The sequence below is a fragment of the Klebsiella planticola ATCC 33531 genome (assembly GCF_000735435.1).
GTDB lineage: Bacteria > Pseudomonadota > Gammaproteobacteria > Enterobacterales > Enterobacteriaceae > Klebsiella > Klebsiella planticola.
In genome coordinates this window covers 244,221-262,705 of the sequence record NZ_JMPP01000024.1, presented here as the reverse complement: position 1 = coordinate 262,705, position 18,485 = coordinate 244,221, and the positions used below count along the sequence as shown (strand labels likewise).

Sequence of the window (18,485 nt, the reverse complement as noted above, 5' to 3'; positions counted from 1 at the left end):
TTTTCTGGGGGATCGTGGCGGAGAAGATGGGCTGGATGAAGGTGATTCGCTGGTTTGGCTGCATCGGCATGGCGCTGTCGAGCCTGGCGTTTTATTACATCCCGCAGCACTTCGGGCATAACTTTGCCATGGCGCTGGTGCCGGCGATTGCGCTGGGGATTTTTGTGGCGGCGTTTGTGCCGATGGCGGCGGTCTTCCCGGCGCTGGAGCCGCAGCATAAAGGGGCGGCGATCTCGGTCTACAACCTGTCGGCGGGGCTGTCCAACTTCCTGGCGCCGGCGATTGCGGTGGTGCTGCTGCCGTACTTCAGTACGATTGGGGTGGTGGTGGCGTATACCGCGCTGTACGTGCTGGCCTTTTTCCTCTGCGCCTATATTCGCGTCGAGCAGCCGGGCTTGACCCGCTCCTCCGTTGCCGTAGCGCTGAAAACGAGCGTCTCCTGAGCATAAAAAAACCCCTCCCGACAGAGAGGGGTTTTGTCACCGCATTCAGGATCAGGCAATAGTCACTTTGCCATCGAGATAAACATCCTGCACGGCGTTGATCAGCTTCACGCCGTCGCTCATTGATTTTTTAAACGCTTTACGACCGAGAATCAGCCCCATCCCGCCCGCACGCTTATTGATAACCGCGGTACGTACGGCATCCGACAGGTCAGTTTCACCGCCCGCCGCGCCACCGGAGTTAATCAATCCGGCGCGTCCCATATAGCAGTTCGCCAGCTGATAACGGACCAGATCGATAGGATTCTCCGTGGTCAGCTTGCTATAGACGCGATCGTCAGTGTAACCAAAGTTCACCGCCTTATAGCCGCCGTTATTTTCCGCCATTTTCTGCTTCACGATATCGGCGCCAATGGTGGCCGCCAGATGGTTAGCCTGCCCGGTCAAATCGGCCGACACGTGATAATCGACGCCATCTTTCTTAAACGCCGGGTTGCGCAGATAGGCCCACAACACGGTCACCAGCCCCAGTTCATGCGCGCGTTCGAACGCCGCGGAGATCTCTTCAATCTGCCGACGCGACTCTTCTGAACCGAAATAGATAGTCGCCCCTACCGCCACCGCGCCCATATTAAAGGCCTGCTCTACGCTGGCGTACAGCGTCTGGTCGAAGGTGTTCGGGTAACTCAGGGTTTCGTTATGATTTAACTTCACCAGGAAGGGAATGCGGTGCGCATAACGACGCGATACCGAGGCCAGCACGCCATAGGTCGACGCTACGCAGTTACAACCGGCTTCGATAGCCAGTTCGACGATATTTTTCGGATCAAAGTAGAGCGGGTTGGCGGCAAAAGAGGCGCCCGCCGAGTGTTCCACGCCCTGGTCTACCGGCAGGATGGAGAGGTATCCGGTTCCGGCCAGGCGCCCCGTATTGTATAGGGTCTGCATATTACGCAGCACCGCCGGCGGACGATTGTTATCCACCATGACCCGGTCAACGTAATCCGCCCCCGGCAGATAAAGCTGGTCGGCTGGAATGGTCATACAACGGTGCTGTAAAAGGCTGTCGGCATCTTTGCCAAGCAACTGCGTAATATCAGTCATAGCTATGCTCCCGTAAGTGCCGGCCGCAGCCGGCATGTATTATCCTGACCCACTTATTTGGGCAGGTTAAGCCTGGTACCGTCTTAGCATATTTTCCAGCCGGAATCGCATTTTTCAGCCATTTCAGCTGGCACGATTCAGGGACAAAAAGTGTTAGCCTGCTCAAACAATCCGCACAAAGGTATTTTAAAGGTATTATCAAATGGTATCTTAAAGGCGTACCCTACCTGTCATGAAGGATCTAAAGATGAAAACTACAGCAAAGCTGTCGTTCATGATGTTCGTTGAATGGTTTATCTGGGGAGCCTGGTTTGTCCCTCTCTGGCTGTGGCTGAGTAAGAGCGGCTTCAGCGCCGGTGAAATCGGCTGGTCCTACGCCTGTACCGCCATCGCAGCGATTCTTTCGCCGATCCTCGTGGGATCGCTGACCGATCGCTTCTTTTCCGCGCAGAGAGTGCTGGCGGTGCTGATGTTCGCCGGGGCGATATTGATGTACTTCGCCGCGCAGCAGACGACCTTCGCCGGCTTCTTCCCGCTCCTGCTCGCCTACTCGTTAACCTACATGCCGACCATCGCGCTGACCAACAGCATCGCCTTTTCTAACGTGGCGGACGTTGAGCGCGATTTCCCGCGGATTCGGGTGATGGGGACGATCGGCTGGATCGGCTCCGGTCTGGTATGCGGATTTTTACCGCAGATGCTGGGCCTGAGCGACATTTCGCCCACCAATGTCCCGCTGCTGATTGCCGCCGGCAGCTCTGCGCTGCTCGGCGTCTTTGCCCTGTTCCTGCCAGATACGCCGCCGAAAAGCCGTGGAAAACTGGACCTGAAAGTGATGCTGGGGCTGGATGCGTTAATCCTGCTACGCGACAAAAACTTCCTCGTCTTTTTCTTCTGCTCCTTTCTGTTTGCCATGCCCCTGGCCTTCTATTACATCTTCGCCAACGGCTACCTCACCGAAGCCGGCATGAAGCACGCCACCGGATGGATGACCCTCGGCCAGTTCTCTGAAATCTTCTTTATGCTGGCTCTGCCGTTCTTTACTAAACGGTTTGGTATTAAAAAGGTTCTATTGCTTGGTCTGATTACCGCCGCCATTCGCTATGGCTTTTTTGTCTTCGGCGGCGCGGAGAACTATTTCACCTATACGCTGATGTTCCTCGGCATTCTGCTGCATGGCGTCAGCTACGATTTTTACTACGTCACCGCCTATATCTACGTTGATAAGAAGGCGCCGGTATCGATGCGTAATGCGGCCCAGGGGTTAATTACGCTCTGCTGCCAGGGCTTTGGCAGCCTGCTCGGCTACCGCCTCGGCGGCGTGATGATGGAAAAAATGTTCGCCTACCCGCAACCCGTTAACGGATTCACCTTCAACTGGGCGGGCATGTGGACGTTCGGCGCCATCATGATTGCGATTATCGCCGTGCTGTTCATGGTGTTTTTCCGCGAATCGGACAAAGAAATTACGACCATCGACGTCGAACCACAAAATGCTGAGCTTAAACAAGGGGAAGTGAAATGAAAGCAGAACGTATTCTCGGTGCTCTTTACGGGCAGGCGTTAGGGGATGCGATGGGCATGCCGTCAGAGCTATGGCCACGATCGCGGGTGAAGGCCCATTTTGGCTGGATCGACCGCTTCCTGCCGGGCCCGGCGGAGAATAACGCCGCCTGCTACTTTGCCGAGGCGGAATTTACCGATGACACCTCGATGGCCCTGTGTCTCGCTGACGCCATTATCGAATGCGACGGGCAGATCGTCCCGGATGTCATTGGCCAACATATTCTGCGGTGGGCAGAAGGTTTTGATGCATTTAATAAAAACGTCTTAGGACCAACATCGAAAATTGCTCTCAACGCGATTCGCCACGGCAAACCGGTAAGCGAACTGGACAATAACGGCGTGACCAACGGCGCGGCGATGCGCGCCTCGCCGCTGGGCTGTCTGCTGCCGGGCGGCAATCTTGATGCGTTTATCAGCGACGTAGCCGCAGCCTCCAGCCCGACGCATAAATCGGATTTGGCCATCGCCGGCGCGACGGTTATCGCCTGGGCTATCTCCCGCGCCGTTGACGGCGCCGGCTGGCCAGCGATTGTTGACGCCCTGCCGGCCGTGGCGCGCCACGCGCAGGAGCAGAAGACCACCACCTTTAGCGCCTCGCTGGCGCTGCGTATTGAGCTGGCGTTACGCACCGTACGCCGGGCCGACGGTCTGGAGTCCGCCAGCGAGCAGCTTTATCAGCTGATTGGCGCCGGAACCAGCACCATAGAATCCGTCCCGTGCGCGATAGCGATGGTGGAACTGGCCGCTACCGACCCTAACCGCTGCGCCATTCTCTGCGCCAACCTGGGTGGCGATACCGATACCATCGGCGCCATGGCGACGGCGATTTGCGGCGCTTTACACGGGGTTTCCGCCATCGATGGCGCTTTCAAGGCGCGCCTGGACGAGGTCAACAAGCTGGACTTCACCCGCTACGCCGATGCCCTGATGCACTATCGCCAGCAGCGGGAGGCCGAATGAATGCCCAACAGTTAACGGATAAACTGGCCACGCTGAAGGCGCAACGCCCGGTCACCGTCCTCGGCGCCGCGGTGATTGACGTGATCGCCGACGCCTATGCTCTGCCCTGGCGCGGGTGTGATATCGAACTGCAGCAGCAGAGCGTCAATGTCGGCGGCTGCGCGTTAAACATCGCCGTGACCTTAAAAAGGCTGGGGATCGACGCACAAAATGCGCTGCCGATTGGCCAGGGCGTGTGGGCGGAAATTATCCGCCAGCGCCTCGCCAAAGAGGGGTTAACCAGCGTCATCAGTCAGGCGGATGGCGACAATGGCTGGTGCCTGGCGCTGGTAGAGCCGGACGGCGAGCGGACCTTTATGTCCTTCAGCGGCGTGGAAAATCAGTGGTGCGATGCGTGGCTCGAACGCCTGCATGCCCCCACCGGCAGCCTGGTCTATCTTTCCGGCTATCAGTTGGCATCCGCCAGCGGCGAACGGCTGGCCTCCTGGCTGGAACGGCAGCCGCAGGTGAGCGCCTTTATCGACTTTGGCCCGCGGATTGCCGATATTCCCGAAACGCTGATGGCGCGCCTGATGGCCCTGAAACCACTGGTTTCCGTCAACCGCCAGGAAGCCGCCATCGCGGCTGAAGCGCACGGATTTTCGCCCGAGGTCAGCGCATTTGGCGCCGCCTGGCTGAAGAAATATGCCGCACCGCTGATTGTGCGTCTGGATAAAGAAGGCGCCTGGTATTTCAGCCCGCAGGAGAGCGGTCTCGCCGCCCCTTTCCCGACCGCGGTCGTCGATACGATCGGCGCCGGGGACAGTCACGCCGGTGGTACGCTTGCCGGGCTGGCCGCCGGCTGGAGCCTGGGGGAAGCGGTTACGCTGGGGAATGCCGTTGCGGCCTGGGTCGTGGGCCATCGGGGCGGCGATTGCGCCCCGCACCGCGAAGCGCTACTCCTCGCACACAAAAACGTATAGATCGCTGCGGCAGTAGCTGATGCTGTATTCAATGGGGTGCTGGTACTGATCGAGGGCAACCTGTTTGATCACCAGCACCGGGATGGCGCTGTCCATCTTAATATGCGACTGAAATTCGGCGTCCGGCATCCGGGCGCTGACGCGCGAACGGGTCCGCTGCGGCAGAATCTGCTGGCTGCGAAAGTAGTCATACAGCGAGACGCTGATCGCATCGACGTCATGGATCAGATGTGCAGGCACCCAGGACTCTTCGAGCGAGACCGCGTCCTCGTCAACATAGCGAATGCGTTTGAGCATAAACACATCGCTGCCCACCGCGATTGCCAGCTGCCGGGCAACCTCCTCCGGACATTTGACAACGCGTTTGTTCACCCACAGCGTATCCGGCTTCTTGCCGCGTAAAACCACCTGCTGCGTAAAGCCGCGCGCTTCTTTCAGCGAATATTCAAAGATATTGTTGATCTGCGTCCCGTAACCCCGCGAGCGGGTCACCACGCCTTCGTCTTCCAGCAGCTGGAGCGCTTTGCGGACGGTGATGCGCGACACGCCGGTCAGCTGACTGAGATCGCGTTCACCGGGAAGAATATTGCCATTTTCCAGCCAGCCGCTGCGCACGGCATCCTTGATCGTGTCGGCAAACTTCAGATAGAGCGGCGCGTTATCCGACGCCGCAATCCGTTCAACAAGCTGGGTAATTAACCGGGTATGCGCCTGTTCCATTTATCTTTTCCTGGCAGAATTCTCAGGCCAGTATATCAGGCTTACCACCACGCGTGGAAATGGTGAACCGGCCCGATACCGTGGCCCACCTCCAGCGAATCCGCCTGCGCCAGCGCCGCAGAGAGCCAGCCTTTCGCCTCGGCAACCGTCTCTCCCCAGTCGCGATAGCGTGGGCGCAGCGCCGCCAGCGCCGCAGAGAGCGTACAGCCGGTTCCGTGAGTATTTTTAGTCTGGACCCGCGGCGCGGTGAAGCGCTGCTCGCCATCGCGGGTAAACAGCCAGTCCGGGCTTTCCGCGTTGTCGAGATGACCGCCTTTCATCAGCACCGCGCCGCAGCCCATCGCCAGCAGCGCCCGCCCCTGCTCCAGCATCTCTTTTTCGCTCTGCGCGTGCGGCGCATCCAGCAGCGCCGCCGCTTCCGGCAGATTCGGCGTGATCAGCGAAACCTGCGGCAGCAGGCGGGTGCGTAGCGTCGCCACCGCCGAAGCCGAGAGCAGCGGATCGCCGCTTTTCGCCAGCATGACCGTATCCAGGACCACGTTGCCAATCTGATAGCGCGCCAGACGCTCCGCCACGGCTTCCACGATATCCGTTTCCGCCAGCATGCCAATTTTGGTGGTATCGATACGGACGTCGCTGAATACCGAATCCAGCTGCGCGGCAACAAAATCCGGGTCGATGCGATAGACCGACTGCACGCCGCGGGTGTTTTGCGCCACCAGCGCGGTGATCACCGAACAACCATAGGCCCCGAGGGCAGAGAAGGTTTTCAGGTCGGCCTGGATCCCCGCGCCGCCGCTGGGGTCAGTACCGGCGATAGTCAGCGCATTAATTCGTTTCATCCGTTGTTCTCCCCGTACAGCGCATCAAGAAATGCCGGGGTAAAACTGCCCGGCCCTCTGCCGTGCGCCGCCGCGCCGCCCGCCTGTTTCATCAGGCCGCAGGCGGCAGCGACGTTTTCGAGGCGATCGCCAGGCATGGCGGTACTGGCCGCCACCACCGCCGAAAGCGCACAGCCGGTCCCCACAACCCGGGTCATCAGGCGATCGCCGCCGGTGACCGCACGCGTACGCTGGCCGTCGGTGACGTAATCCACTTCACCGGTCACCGCGACAATGGTATTGATCTGCCGCGCCAGAGCCTGCGCGGCGGGCAGCGCCGCCGCCGCGGTATCGGTGGTATCGACCCCGCGTCCGCCGGCGCTCATTCCGGCCAGCGCCATAATCTCCGACGCGTTGCCGCGAATGGCGGCCGGTTGCAGGCTCAACAATTCATGGCAAAACGCGCTGCGCAGGGTTAACGCCCCGACCGCTACCGGATCCAGCGCCCACGGTTTGCCTGCGTTTTGCGCACTGAGCACCGCGGCGCGCATCGCCTGCGCACGATCGACGGTTAAGGTTCCGACGTTAATCAACAGCGCATCCGCGAGCGCCGCAAACTGGCTCGCTTCCTGCGGATCAATCACCATCGCGGGCGAGGCGCCGACCGCCAGCAGGACGTTGGCAGTAAAGGTCTGTACCACATCATTAGTCATGCAGTGAACAAGGGGGGAATGACGGCGAAAAAGATGTTGCAGATGCGCAATATGCGCGGGATTGAGAGGCTCAGCTTGCATCGTTTGCTCCAGCCAGGCGATGAAGAAGCAACGACCCTTTGGTCTCTGACTTCCCTACGCTGGCATTATCCAGATCAGGTGGTACGGGTCTTTCTCAGCCTTCACCAGGAAGGGCACCCCGAGTCATCGAGAAGATATAAACGTTCTCTGCAGGCAGGTTACGGGAAGCCGACGCCTGACGCAAGCGCTCCGCCACGAAGGCCCCACGGTCTTCGGCAGTGGGGCCTTCGTGGCATTAACCTTCATATCTCTTTACCGAACCGTCGCCCGCTCTCCCGCGCCATTTGCATTCCCCCTGCGGCGGGCACAAAATGAACGTCAGGGAGCGACGTTCCCGGTCCCTCCACTCGTCGAGGTAGGCTATGCCCGTTTATCACCATGCCCTGGTGCTGATTAACAGCAGCCAGGACGGCGTTCCGCTGCTCCAGCATGCGGCCAGAATGGCGGAAGAGAACGCTATGCGCATCACCCTCGCCCATATCAGCACCGACTATCGGGCGCTGAATTACGTTTCCGACAGCCTGCTGAATGATGATGTATCTGAGGAGGTGCTCCAGGCGAAAGTACTGCTCAATGAGCTGGCGGCCAGCGTCTCGCTACCGGTGCAAACCCTGTCGCTGGTCACCACCCGCCGTTTTGCAGATGTTGAAGCCTGCGTAAACCAGCGGGGGATTGATCTGATTATCGCCGGGCATCACAACCGCCTGCTGGGAGTCATGGCATCTCATTCGCTGGAGTATATTAATCATCTGACGATAGACGTGCTGATCAGGCATCTGCCCTGAGCCGCGCGGACGACTCGCGTAGCGAATTGAGCAGCAGCGTAAAGCACTGCTCAATCAGCGGCGGCAGCGGCTGCGGTCCGCGCATTAACGCCACCGTCCGCGCCAGCGCCGGCTGCTGGAGCTGCGCGATTTTCAGTACCGGATCCTGCAGATGGGTGGTATACAGCTCAGGCAGAATGGCAATCGCCAGACGCGAGCGCACCAGGCCATACAGCGTTTCAATATAGTCCACCTGAAACCGCGTGTTCAGCGTCAGGCGATGGCTTTCCGCCAGCGCGCCCACCAGGCGCTGAATGTTCCCTTTCGAGAACACCGCAATATCGCGTCCGGCGAGAAGTTTCCACGGCAGGTGCGGCTGGTCTGCCAGCGGATCGTCACCGTGCAGCACCGCCACAAACGGATCTTCACGCAGCGGGTAGATCTGTAACGCGGCGGGTAGCGAGCTGTCGATGGCACCGATACCGAAATCAATCTGCCCGCTTTGCAGCTCACGCACCAGCGCATCATTGGTCTGATCGTGAAACTCGACCCGCAGCCGGGGAAAGGTTTGCGCCAGCACCTGCGGCAGAAGCGGAAAGAGCAGCGAGCTCACCGAGGGCACCAGACCGATACGCACGGTACCATCGCCGCCGGCCGCGACAATCTGCTCCATGTCATGAAACGCCAGCTGGGCCACGCTCAGCACGCGCCGGGCGTGCGGCAGAATGGCGGCGCCCAGTTCGGTCAGCGTGACCGACGAGGCGGTGCGATTGACCAGCTTGCCGCCCAGCACCGTTTCGATTTGCCGCAGGGCACTGCTCAACGCCGGTTGGCTGATAGCCAGACGGTTGGCGGTATCGGTAAAATGACGCAGCTCCGCCAGGGTAACAAAGTACTGTAGCTGTTTAAGAGAAAGCGCAGGCAGGCGCTGCCACGGTTCGGTCATCTTATTCTTCGCTAAGGGTAATCGGGCAGAATAACCCGAGCTTATCGGGCGATAAATTTATTCATCTGGGCAAACGTTTGCTGTGCCCCTAGAGTACCCCCATTATCCTTGTGCCGGAGTTGTTATGTCCAGCAATGCTGAAAACCGCCGCCGCGCCGTCATGGCCGCCCGGGGCGAAATACCTTTTGACCTGTTGTTAACCGGGGCGCAGATAGTCGACATGGTCACTGGCGAAATCCGCGAAGCCGATGTCGGCATCACCGGCGAGATGATCGCCAGCGTGCACCCGCGCGGCAGCCGCGCCGATGCCCACCAACGCCATGCGCTGGATGGCGCCTACCTGTCGCCGGGGCTGATGGATACCCATGTCCATCTCGAGAGTTCCCACCTCCCTCCCGAACGCTACGCGGAAATTGTCCTCGCCCAGGGAACCACCGCGGTCTTCTGGGACCCGCATGAGCTGGCTAACGTCCTCGGGGTCGAAGGCGTGCGCTATGCCGTCGCCGCCAGCCGCAACCTGCCGCTGCAGGTGATGGTCGCCGCCCCCTCCAGCGTCCCTTCGACCCCGGGGCTGGAAATGTCCGGCGCCGATTTTGCCGGAGCGGAGATGGCGACCATGCTGGCATGGCCGGAAGTGCGCGGCGTGGCGGAAGTGATGGACATGCATGGCGTGCTGAACGGCAGCACCCGGATGCAGGAGATTGTTCAGGCCGGTCTCGACAGCGGCAAGCTGATTGAAGGCCACGCCCGCGGGCTGAGCGGCGCCGATCTCCAGGCCTACCTCGCGGCGGGCGTCACCTCCGATCATGAGCTGACCTCCGCAGAAGACGCGCTGGAAAAGCTGCGCGCCGGTTTGACCCTCGAAATTCGCGGCTCGCACCCCTATCTGCTGCCGGATATCGTCAAGGCCCTGAAAACCCTGCCGCATCTCTCCTCGCAGATCACGGTGTGCACCGACGATGTCCCCCCGGATATGCTGCTGGAAAAGGGCGGCATTATCGCCCTGCTCAACCTGCTGATTGAACACGGTCTCGCCGCCACCGACGTCCTGCGCTTCGCCACCCTCAACGCCGCCATTCGCCTGCAGCGTCACGATTCAGGGCTGATTGCCGCTGGCCGCCGCGCCGACCTGGTGGTGTTTGATTCACTGGAGAAGCTCGCGGCCCGCAAAGTGTATGTCGCCGGGAAACTGGTCGCCCGCGACGGCGCGCTGATCCAGCCCATTCCAGCCGCAGAGGGGGTGACCCCGCCGCGCAACACGCTGCGTCTGGCGCCGCTGAATGCGGACGATTTTGTGCTGCGGATCCCCGGTATTGTTCACGGCGTTGCCCGCCTGCGGCATATTCGCGGCGCGCGCTTTACGCAGTGGGGAGAAGTCGAGGTGCAGGTGCGCCACGGCGAAGTTCAGCTGCCCGCCGGATTTAGCCTGATTTGGGTGAAGCATCGCCACGGCCGCCATCAGGCGACGCCGCAAATCGCCCTGCTCGAAGGCTGGGGCGAGCTGCGCGGCGCCATCGCCACCAGCTACTCGCACGATTCACACAACCTGGTGGTGCTGGGACGCAGCGCTGAGGATATGGCGCTGGCCGCCAACCGGCTGATTGCCTCCGGCGGCGGGATGGCGCTCTCCCGTCAGGGGGATATTCTCGCCCACGTGGCGATGCCGATTGCCGGCATGCTCTCCGATCTGCCGGCGGCAGAACTCGCGCGGCAGTTCGGCGAATTACGCGACCTGAGCGCAGAAATCGCCGACTGGGAGCCGCCCTACCGGGTATTTAAGGCTATCGAAGGCACCTGCCTCGCCTGCAATGCCGGACCACATTTGACCGATTTAGGTTTGACCGACGGCACCACCCGCCAGATTGTCGAACCGCTGATAGACTGCCGGGAAACCCCGGCCACCGACCCTCACAACAATAATCTCCGGGGAGCCTGAGCATGGCCGACAACACACTGCATACCTCCACACAAGGAAGCTGGCTGGAGCGCCGTTTTGCCCTGCGCTCCCGCGGCAGCACGCTGCGTACCGAGTGCCTTTCCGGGATCACCGGCTTTCTTGCGGCCGCCTATCTGCTGGTGGTCATCCCCGGCCTGCTGGCGGTGGGCGGCATGGACAAAGGCGCCGCCACCACCGGAACGATTCTGGTCTTCGTCGCCGCGACGCTGCTGATGGCGTTTTACGCTAACCTGCCGTTTATCGTCGGCCCAGGCATCGGCGGCTCGGTGCTGGTGGGCGTCACGCTGGCCGGTAGCGAAGGGATCGGCTGGCAAATTGGCCTCGGCATCGCCTGCTGGTCGGGTATTCTGTTCTTTCTGTTAACCCAATTCGGCCTGCGTGAAGTGGTCACCCGTTCAGTTCCCCAGTCCATCAAGCTGGGGCTGACGGCCTCAATCGGTCTGTTCGTGGCGGTACTCGGTTTTCGCAATGCCGGCCTGGTGCTGGCGAATGCCAAAACCAATGCCCTGATGCTGGGTGATTTCTTGTCTCCCGGTGCGCTGGTGGCGCTGTGCGGCCTGTTTCTGGCGATTGCGCTGCAGGCGCGGCGCATCCCGGGCGCCATTTTATGGGCGATTCTGTTTGCCACCCTGGTGGGGATTCCGGCGGGGGTCACTCGTCTGCCGGACAGTTTTATCGCGATGCCGCACTCGCTGGCGCCGGTCTTCGGCCACGTCGATATGCTGGGCGCGCTGAACATTGCTTTCCTGCCGTTCCTGTTTGTCTTTTTCGCCTCAGAGTTTTTCTCCACCATGGGGACCACGCTGGCGGTGGGCGGCGAAGCGGGACTGCTGGATGAAGAGGGCAATATGCCGCACATCAACCGGCCGTTTATGGTCGACTCGATTGCGGCAGCTATCGGCCCGTGGCTGGGGATCCCGGCGGCGACCGCGCTGATCGAATCTTCCGCCGCCGCCGAAGCGGGCGGTAAAACCGGACTCACGGCGCTGGCCGCGGCGGTGATGTTCCTGCTGATGCTGCTGTTTACCCCGGTCGCCCTGATGATCCCAAAAGAGGCCACCGCTCCGGCGCTGATCCTGATTGGCCTCAACATGTTCAGCGGCCTGCGCAAAGTCGATCTCTCCAGCTTCACCGACGGGCTGCCGGTATTAATGATGGTGATGATCACCCTGATCGCCAACAGCTTCGGCACCGGTATCGCCGGCGGACTGCTGTTCTACATCATGATTAAAACGGTTGCCGGCAAGTGGCGAGAAATCCCGCTGGGTTTGTGGATCCTCGCCGTTCCGCTGGTCTACTATTTCGCCACCCTGGTGAGGCACTAAACGTCCACAGGCCCGCGTAGCGCGTCGGCCTGCACCGTTTCACAGTGCGCCCTGACCTCTTCATAGAGTAACCGCACCGCTGCAGAAAGCTGCTTGCGGTGCGGACAAATCATATTGAGCGGGACTCTGTCGCCCTGATAGTGCGGCAGCAGCACCCGCAGGCGCCCGGCCCGAATATCATCGCTGACATCCAGCGCTGACTTATAGGCAAAGCCCTCCCCCGCAATGGCCAGGCGGCGAATCACCTCGGCGTCATCGCTGATGATGGCGCCGGAAACCTGCATATGCTCAACCACCCCGTTGAGACTTAAGGTCCAGCGATCGAACTGCCTGCCGCGCAGCACGTACAGTAGCGCAGGATGTTGCGCCAGCGCCTCCGGCGTCTGCGGAGAGCCGTGCCGGGCAATCCACTGCGGAGAAGCCACCAGCACCCGCCGGTTTTCCGGCGCGACGGGGAGCGAAATAAACGAGGCATCGTCGTTGTCACCGTAGCGAAAGGCAACATCGACCGGATCTTTAAACACATCGGTCCGATGGTCGGAAAAGAGAATGCGCAGCTTCAGCGCCGGGTGCCGCTGGCGAAAGGCGCGAAAGACGTTCAGCAGCAGATTGCGCCCCAGATCGGAGGGTACCGCAATTTGCAACGTCCCGCGGACCTCGTCATCCGGCACCTGAATTTTTTGCAGCCCGGCATGCAGCGTATCAAGCATCTGGGTGGCATAAGGCAGCCAGGTTTCCCCTTCGGGCGTCAGACGTAGGCTGCGGGTGGAGCGTGCAAAAAGACGAATATTGAGCGTGGTCTCCAGGCGCTTAATCGCCGCACTCACCTGCGCCGGCTGCTGCCCGACCTCCCGCGCCGCATCGCTGAAACTACCCAGCGCCGCCGCACGAACAAATAACGTCAGATCTTCCAGTCTGAACATATTGACTCCCGAATCCTGCTACCAGGATTGTTCTCAAAACCGCCGCTCTGCGCCAAATCCGGCAACCGGCCCATCGTTTTCTTACATTTTTAACGCAACCAACGCTTGCCTTCCCGGCCATGCTTCAGGAATGATACGAGGCTGCGATTTTGTGTCCAGGGTAATCCAGGATAATAATGAGGAAATTATGCGTAAAACAAAAATGATGCTTCTGGGCGTACTGTTGGCCAGCACCAGTACCGTCTGGGCAGCCTCCACCAGCGGCGTACAAAAATATGAACTTGATGGTTTCACCGCAGACTTCACGCAGTTTCGCGTAGGCGACACCGTACCGCCGCTTTATCTGACGCCAGAATACACCATTAAACAGTGGCAGCAGCGTAACCTGCCCGCGCCGGACGCCGGTACTCACTACACCTATATGGGCGGCAGCTACGTGCTGATCACCGATACCGAAGGTAAAATTGTCAAAATTTACGACGGCGAAATCTTCTATCAGCACTAATGGCTGACGGTCCGTCGCCGGACGGACCAACAAAAACGCCCTGTCCTTTTGCTGTCCGCCGCGGATCAGAAAAGTACAGGGCGTTGTGCTATCCGCCGACGCTACACCGCGCGGAAGGCAATCTCACCGGGAATCACTTCTCCCTGCCAGTAGAGCCGGGCCGCCACGCGTCCCGCCAGCTGACGATAAATTTCGGTGAACTCGCTCTCCGGGCGGGCAACAACGGTCGGCTTACCGTTATCCAGATCTTCACGCAAATTGATGTGCAGCGGCAGCTGGGCCAGCAGCTGAGTGTGGTATTGCTCCGCCAGCTTTTCAGCGCCGCCGGTGCCGAAAATCGGCTCATGATGACCACAGTTGCTGCAAATATGGATACTCATGTTTTCGACGATGCCGAGGACCGGCACTTCCACCTTCTCAAACATCACGATGCCTTTTTTCGCATCGATCAGCGCGATATCCTGCGGCGTGGTCACCACCACCGCGCCGGTGACCGGAATATTCTGCGCAAGGGTCAGCTGAATGTCGCCGGTGCCTGGCGGCATATCCAGCACCAGATAATCCAGATCCGGCCACAACGTCTCCTGCAGCATCTGCAGCAGCGCCTTGCTGGCCATCGGTCCGCGCCATACCATGGCGTTATCGTCGGTCACCAGATAGCCGATGGAGTTGGTGGCGAGGCCAAATTTCATGATCGGCGCCATATGGGTGCCGTCTGGCGAGGTGGGACGCTGATCTTCCGCACCGAGCATGGTGGGAATCGACGGACCATAAATATCGGCATCGAGGATCCCGACTTTCGCCCCTTCCGCGGCCAGCGCCAGCGCCAGGTTCACCGCCGTGGAGGATTTACCCACCCCACCTTTGCCGGAGCTGACGGCAATAATATTTTTGACCCCGTTGACGCCCGGCTGATTTTTTACCCGCTTCAGCGTGGCAATGTTATGCGACAGCTTCCAGTCAATCGCCTGCGCGCCGGTAATGCGCAGCAGATCGGCGCTACATTGCTCTTTTAAATCTTCAAAAGCACTGTGCCAGACGAACGGCATCTGGATCTCGATATGCACGGTATCGTCGAGCCAGGCGACGTGGTGCAGTGCCTTCAGCGCAGTGAGATTATGCTGCAAAGTGGGGTGCTGGAAATTAGCCAACGTTCCGGCGACCATCGCACGTAGACGTTCGGGGGATTTGGCCTGGGATTGCGAATTCATCCCGACTCCTTTGTTGTTATGAGAGGCTTTCAGTAATCATTGAGTTTATCACAGCTGAGGATTATCCATATATGGTCAGCCATTTATGGCGCACCCAGTGCCCTTTTGGTAATATCAAAAGCCCTTTTTACAACAGAAGATGTAATGCTCACTATGACTCAAGTCGCGAAGAAAATTCTGGTAACGTGCGCGCTGCCGTACGCTAACGGCTCAATCCACCTCGGCCACATGCTGGAGCACATCCAGGCTGATGTCTGGGTCCGTTACCAGCGAATGCGCGGCAACGAGGTCAATTTCATCTGTGCAGACGACGCCCACGGTACGCCTATCATGCTGAAAGCTCAGCAGCTTGGCGTCTCTCCTGAGCAGATGATTGGCGAAATGAGTCAGGAGCATCAGACCGATTTTGCGGGCTTTGATATTAGCTACGACAACTACCACTCGACGCACAGCGACGAGAACCGCGAGCTGTCTGAGCTGATCTACGGCCGTCTGAAAGAGAACGGTTTTATCAAAAACCGCACCATCTCTCAGCTTTACGATCCGGAAAAAGGGATGTTCCTGCCGGACCGTTTCGTGAAAGGCACCTGTCCGAAGTGTAAATCACCGGATCAGTATGGCGATAACTGCGAAGTGTGCGGCGCGACCTACAGCCCGACTGAGCTGATCGACCCGAAATCCGTGGTTTCCGGCGCGACCCCGGTGATGCGTGAATCTGAGCACTTCTTCTTCGACCTGCCGTCCTTTAGCGAAATGCTGCAGGCGTGGACCCGCAGCGGCGCACTGCAGGAGCAGGTGGCGAACAAAATGCAGGAGTGGTTCGAGTCCGGTCTGCAGCAGTGGGATATTTCCCGCGACGCGCCGTACTTTGGCTTCGAAATCCCCAACGCGCCGGGCAAATATTTCTACGTCTGGCTGGATGCGCCGATCGGCTACATGGGCTCGTTCAAGAACCTGTGTGACAAACGCGGCGATAGCGAAAGCTTTGACGCCTACTGGAAGAAAGACTCCGACGCCGAGCTGTATCACTTTATCGGCAAAGATATTGTCTACTTCCACAGCCTGTTCTGGCCGGCGATGCTGGAAGGCAGCGGTTTCCGCAAGCCGACCAACCTGTTCGTTCACGGTTACGTCACCGTCAACGGCGCTAAGATGTCCAAATCACGCGGCACCTTTATCAAGGCCAGCACCTGGCTGAACCATTTTGACGCCGACAGCCTGCGTTATTACTACACCGCCAAGCTCTCTTCCCGCATCGATGATATCGATCTGAACCTGGAAGATTTCGTGCAGCGCGTAAACGCCGACATCGTCAACAAAGTGGTTAACCTCGCCTCGCGCAACGCCGGTTTTATCAATAAGCGTTTCGACGGCATGCTGTCCGCTGAGCTGGCCGATCCGGCGCTGTACAAAACCTTCACCGATGCGGCAGCAAGCATTGGCGAAGCGTGGGACAGCCGTGAGTTCGGTAAAGCCATCCGTGAAATCATGGCGCTGGCCGACGTGGCTAACCGCTACGTTGACGAGCAGGCCCCGTGGGTGGTTGCTAAGCAGGAAGGCCGCGACGCCGATCTGCAGGCCATCTGCACCATGGGCCTGAATATGTTCCGCGTGCTGATGACCTGGCTCAAGCCGGTCCTGCCGCAGCTGACCGCGCGTGCCGAAGCCTTCCTCAACAGCGAACTGAACTGGGATGCTATCCAGCAGCCGCTGCTGTCGCATAAGGTCAATGCCTTCAAGGCGCTGTACAACCGCATCGAGATGAAGCAGGTTGAAGCCCTGGTCGAAGCGTCGAAAGAAGAGGTGAAAGCCACCGCCGCGCCGGTAACCGGCCCGCTGGCGGACGATCCGATTCAGGACACCATCACCTTTGACGATTTCGCCAAAGTGGACATGCGCATCGCGCTGATTGAAAACGCCGAATTTGTCGACGGTTCTGACAAGCTGCTGCGCCTGAGCCTCGATCTGGGCGGCGAGAAACGTAACGTCTTCTCCGGCATTCGTAGCGCCTACCCGGATCCGCAGGTGCTGATCGGTCGCCTGACGGTGATGGTGGCCAACCTGGCGCCGCGTAAAATGCGCTTCGGCATCTCGGAAGGGATGGTGATGGCTGCGGGCCCTGGCGGGAAGGATATCTTCCTGTTAAGCCCTGACAGCGGCGCCCAGCCGGGTCAGCAGGTAAAATAATCCCGCATCAAGCGCTGCTCCGGCAGCGCTTTTTTTGTCCCTTCCGCGCCTCCACCACCTGACGATTCTGCCCTCTCCTGCCTTTTTCTGTGCGTTGCGCGCTACCGCAATCCTGACAATAATCAACCTGTCTGCCGATTGAAAAACCGGTACGCCATTCACTATCAACCAAGGGACCGTGATGAATATTTACCGCAGGATGGTGACCGCTCTGGCGGCTTCGCTGGTGATTGTCGGCCTCGCAGGCTGCGATAATCCCGACGAAAAGAGCAAAACCTTCACCCGGATGGAAAACGGCGTCGGGCTGGTGTTTACCTACCATTATGTCGGCGACAAAGTCCTGCGCCAGGAAGCCAATAACACCATTCCCTATCAGACCATCGGCGCGGCGAATCAGGAGCAGGCGCGGGCATTAATTGAGCCGATGAGAAGCGTTTATCTCGACGTTAAAGGCGTGGAACAGAACATCGATTACAAAGATACCGAGGCGCTGGAACATCTCAGCGTGGATTTTACCCGGGCCAACATCAGCGAACTGTGTAAGCTGCCCGGCTCAATGGTGACCCACTGCGCGCTCAAGGATGTTTCGATGGCGGAATCAGAGAAATTGCTCAAAGAGCAGGGGTTTCAGGAAGTGAAATAGACCGGCGAGCATTCCCGGGTGGCGGCGTAAAAGCCTTACCCGGGCAACACGGACACAGAAAATTGCGCCTGTCATCGCCCGGCCCGGTCGTGGTGGCCCGGCTAAGCATGGCGCAAGCCGGGAGCGTTCAGCGGGCAGGTAATTCAGGGCTTAGCGTGTACGCGCTCGGTCAGACCGCGCAGGAAATAGCGCAGGAACTGGTCACCGCATTCGCGGAAATTCTTATGATCCGGCGCACGCATCATGGCGGTAATTTCCGGCATCGACACGCGAAACTTCTGCTGGGTCAGAATGGCGAGGATATCATCGCTCTTCAGCGAAAAGGCAATGCGCAGCTTTTTCAGCACGATATTGTTATTCACCCGGCGCTCAACCGCCAGCGGCGGAGCCGCCTCATCTTTGCCGCGCTTGTCGTAGATCAGGCCGTTAAGGAAGATCGACAGCATAATGTCCGGGCAGCGCTGGAAGCCCTCTTCGTCCTCCTTTTTCAGCCACGGTACCAGCTGCTCTGCGCTGACGACGGAATCGCCCAGCGCAAAAATGCGCACCAGGTCGTTATTATTGGTTTTCAGGGTGTAGCGCAGGCTACGTAAGATATCGTTACTGATCATAATGCCTTCATGATGAAAAATGCTGGCGCTAAGTCTACCATGA

The 18,485-nt window shown here is 59.4% G+C and carries 18 protein-coding genes and 1 riboswitch; of the genes, 10 read left to right on the top strand and 8 right to left on the bottom strand.

Annotated elements, in window-relative coordinates:
• On the top strand, nt 1-443 hold a 443-nt coding region (locus GRPL_RS26265; protein WP_155274625.1), incomplete at its 5' end, for an MFS transporter.
• 51 nt (nt 444-494) lie between these two features.
• Here the strand turns inward: GRPL_RS26265 and fbaB are convergent.
• Nucleotides 495-1,547: a class I fructose-bisphosphate aldolase gene (gene fbaB / locus GRPL_RS13500; RefSeq protein WP_032699146.1), complete on the bottom strand. Its 1,053-nt coding sequence runs from the start codon at nt 1,545-1,547 to the stop codon at nt 495-497.
• A gap of 247 nt (nt 1,548-1,794) precedes the next feature.
• Here fbaB and GRPL_RS13505 point away from each other — a divergent pair, with 247 nt between their 5' ends.
• From GRPL_RS13505 to GRPL_RS13515, 3 genes are read left to right on the top strand one after another with little or no spacing between them, the layout of a single operon-like run.
• Entirely contained in the window at nt 1,795-3,072 is a 1,278-nt protein-coding gene (locus tag GRPL_RS13505) for a nucleoside permease (protein ID WP_032686746.1), read from the top strand.
• Complete coding sequence (locus tag GRPL_RS13510) at nt 3,069-4,073, top strand: ADP-ribosylglycohydrolase family protein (RefSeq protein ID WP_004864665.1); 1,005 nt, start codon at nt 3,069-3,071, stop codon at nt 4,071-4,073. The genes GRPL_RS13505 and GRPL_RS13510 overlap by 4 nt, the downstream gene beginning before the upstream one ends.
• Complete coding sequence (locus GRPL_RS13515; protein WP_032699142.1) at nt 4,070-5,035, top strand: PfkB family carbohydrate kinase; 966 nt, start codon at nt 4,070-4,072, stop codon at nt 5,033-5,035. The genes GRPL_RS13510 and GRPL_RS13515 overlap by 4 nt, the downstream gene beginning before the upstream one ends.
• On the opposite strand, the gene GRPL_RS13520 is transcribed toward GRPL_RS13515, so the two are convergent.
• The 3 genes from GRPL_RS13520 to thiM are packed head-to-tail and all read right to left on the bottom strand — an operon-like array spanning nt 5,009 to nt 7,370.
• Nucleotides 5,009-5,755, bottom strand: coding sequence for a GntR family transcriptional regulator (locus tag GRPL_RS13520; RefSeq protein ID WP_032686744.1), 747 nt, complete (start codon nt 5,753-5,755; stop codon nt 5,009-5,011). The genes GRPL_RS13515 and GRPL_RS13520 overlap by 27 nt on opposite strands.
• Before the next feature lie 41 nt (nt 5,756-5,796).
• Nucleotides 5,797-6,597 carry a bifunctional hydroxymethylpyrimidine kinase/phosphomethylpyrimidine kinase gene (gene thiD / locus GRPL_RS13525; protein ID WP_032695417.1) on the bottom strand — a complete coding sequence of 267 codons (801 nt, stop codon included), beginning with the start codon at nt 6,595-6,597 and terminating at the stop codon, nt 5,797-5,799.
• The gene (gene thiM, locus GRPL_RS13530; RefSeq protein WP_032699140.1) at nt 6,594-7,370 is read right to left on the bottom strand and encodes a hydroxyethylthiazole kinase; all 777 of its coding nucleotides are present in this window, start codon (nt 7,368-7,370) and stop codon (nt 6,594-6,596) included. The genes thiD and thiM overlap by 4 nt, the downstream gene beginning before the upstream one ends.
• Nucleotides 7,371-7,404: 34 nt before the next feature.
• Nucleotides 7,405-7,501, bottom strand: a riboswitch (TPP riboswitch).
• Nucleotides 7,502-7,732: 231 nt separating this feature from the next.
• Between thiM and GRPL_RS13535 the strand changes: the two genes are divergently transcribed.
• A complete protein-coding gene (locus tag GRPL_RS13535) occupies nt 7,733-8,155 on the top strand; it encodes a universal stress protein (protein ID WP_032686739.1) in 423 nt (140 codons plus the stop codon).
• On the opposite strand, the gene GRPL_RS13540 is transcribed toward GRPL_RS13535, so the two are convergent.
• Nucleotides 8,139-9,080, bottom strand: a complete 942-nt coding sequence (locus tag GRPL_RS13540) for a LysR family transcriptional regulator (protein WP_032699139.1) — start codon at nt 9,078-9,080, stop codon at nt 8,139-8,141. The two genes, GRPL_RS13535 and GRPL_RS13540, sit on opposite strands and share 17 nt — an antisense overlap.
• Before the next feature lie 124 nt (nt 9,081-9,204).
• Between GRPL_RS13540 and GRPL_RS13545 the strand changes: the two genes are divergently transcribed.
• Together GRPL_RS13545 and GRPL_RS13550 are read left to right on the top strand one after the other, a co-directional pair.
• Nucleotides 9,205-11,016, top strand: coding sequence for an adenine deaminase (locus GRPL_RS13545; RefSeq protein ID WP_032699138.1), 1,812 nt, complete (start codon nt 9,205-9,207; stop codon nt 11,014-11,016).
• Between the two features lie 2 nt (nt 11,017-11,018).
• Complete coding sequence (locus tag GRPL_RS13550) at nt 11,019-12,362, top strand: NCS2 family permease (RefSeq protein WP_032686735.1); 1,344 nt, start codon at nt 11,019-11,021, stop codon at nt 12,360-12,362.
• Here the strand turns inward: GRPL_RS13550 and GRPL_RS13555 are convergent.
• Nucleotides 12,359-13,285, bottom strand: a complete 927-nt coding sequence (locus GRPL_RS13555) for a LysR family transcriptional regulator (protein ID WP_032695424.1) — start codon at nt 13,283-13,285, stop codon at nt 12,359-12,361. The genes GRPL_RS13550 and GRPL_RS13555 overlap by 4 nt on opposite strands.
• 187 nt (nt 13,286-13,472) lie before the next feature.
• Here GRPL_RS13555 and GRPL_RS13560 point away from each other — a divergent pair, with 187 nt between their 5' ends.
• Nucleotides 13,473-13,790 (top strand): RcnB family protein, encoded by a 318-nt coding sequence (locus tag GRPL_RS13560; protein ID WP_004864698.1) that lies wholly within the window; start codon nt 13,473-13,475, stop codon nt 13,788-13,790.
• Nucleotides 13,791-13,891: 101 nt separating this feature from the next.
• Here GRPL_RS13560 and apbC read toward each other — a convergent pair whose 3' ends face one another.
• Entirely contained in the window at nt 13,892-15,001 is a 1,110-nt protein-coding gene (gene apbC, locus GRPL_RS13565; RefSeq protein ID WP_032686734.1) for an iron-sulfur cluster carrier protein ApbC, read from the bottom strand.
• A 153-nt stretch (nt 15,002-15,154) separates the two neighbouring features.
• On the opposite strand from apbC, the gene metG reads away from it, so the two are divergent.
• Both metG and GRPL_RS13575 read left to right on the top strand, forming a co-directional pair.
• Nucleotides 15,155-17,188 (top strand): methionine--tRNA ligase, encoded by a 2,034-nt coding sequence (metG, locus tag GRPL_RS13570; RefSeq protein ID WP_032686769.1) that lies wholly within the window; start codon nt 15,155-15,157, stop codon nt 17,186-17,188.
• Nucleotides 17,189-17,369: 181 nt separating this feature from the next.
• Nucleotides 17,370-17,831: a YehR family lipoprotein gene (locus tag GRPL_RS13575; RefSeq protein ID WP_032686733.1), complete on the top strand. Its 462-nt coding sequence runs from the start codon at nt 17,370-17,372 to the stop codon at nt 17,829-17,831.
• Nucleotides 17,832-17,974: 143 nt separating this feature from the next.
• Here the strand turns inward: GRPL_RS13575 and GRPL_RS13580 are convergent, their stop codons facing one another.
• Nucleotides 17,975-18,442: a YehS family protein gene (locus tag GRPL_RS13580; protein WP_032686732.1), complete on the bottom strand. Its 468-nt coding sequence runs from the start codon at nt 18,440-18,442 to the stop codon at nt 17,975-17,977.
• Nucleotides 18,443-18,485 lie beyond the last annotated feature (43 nt).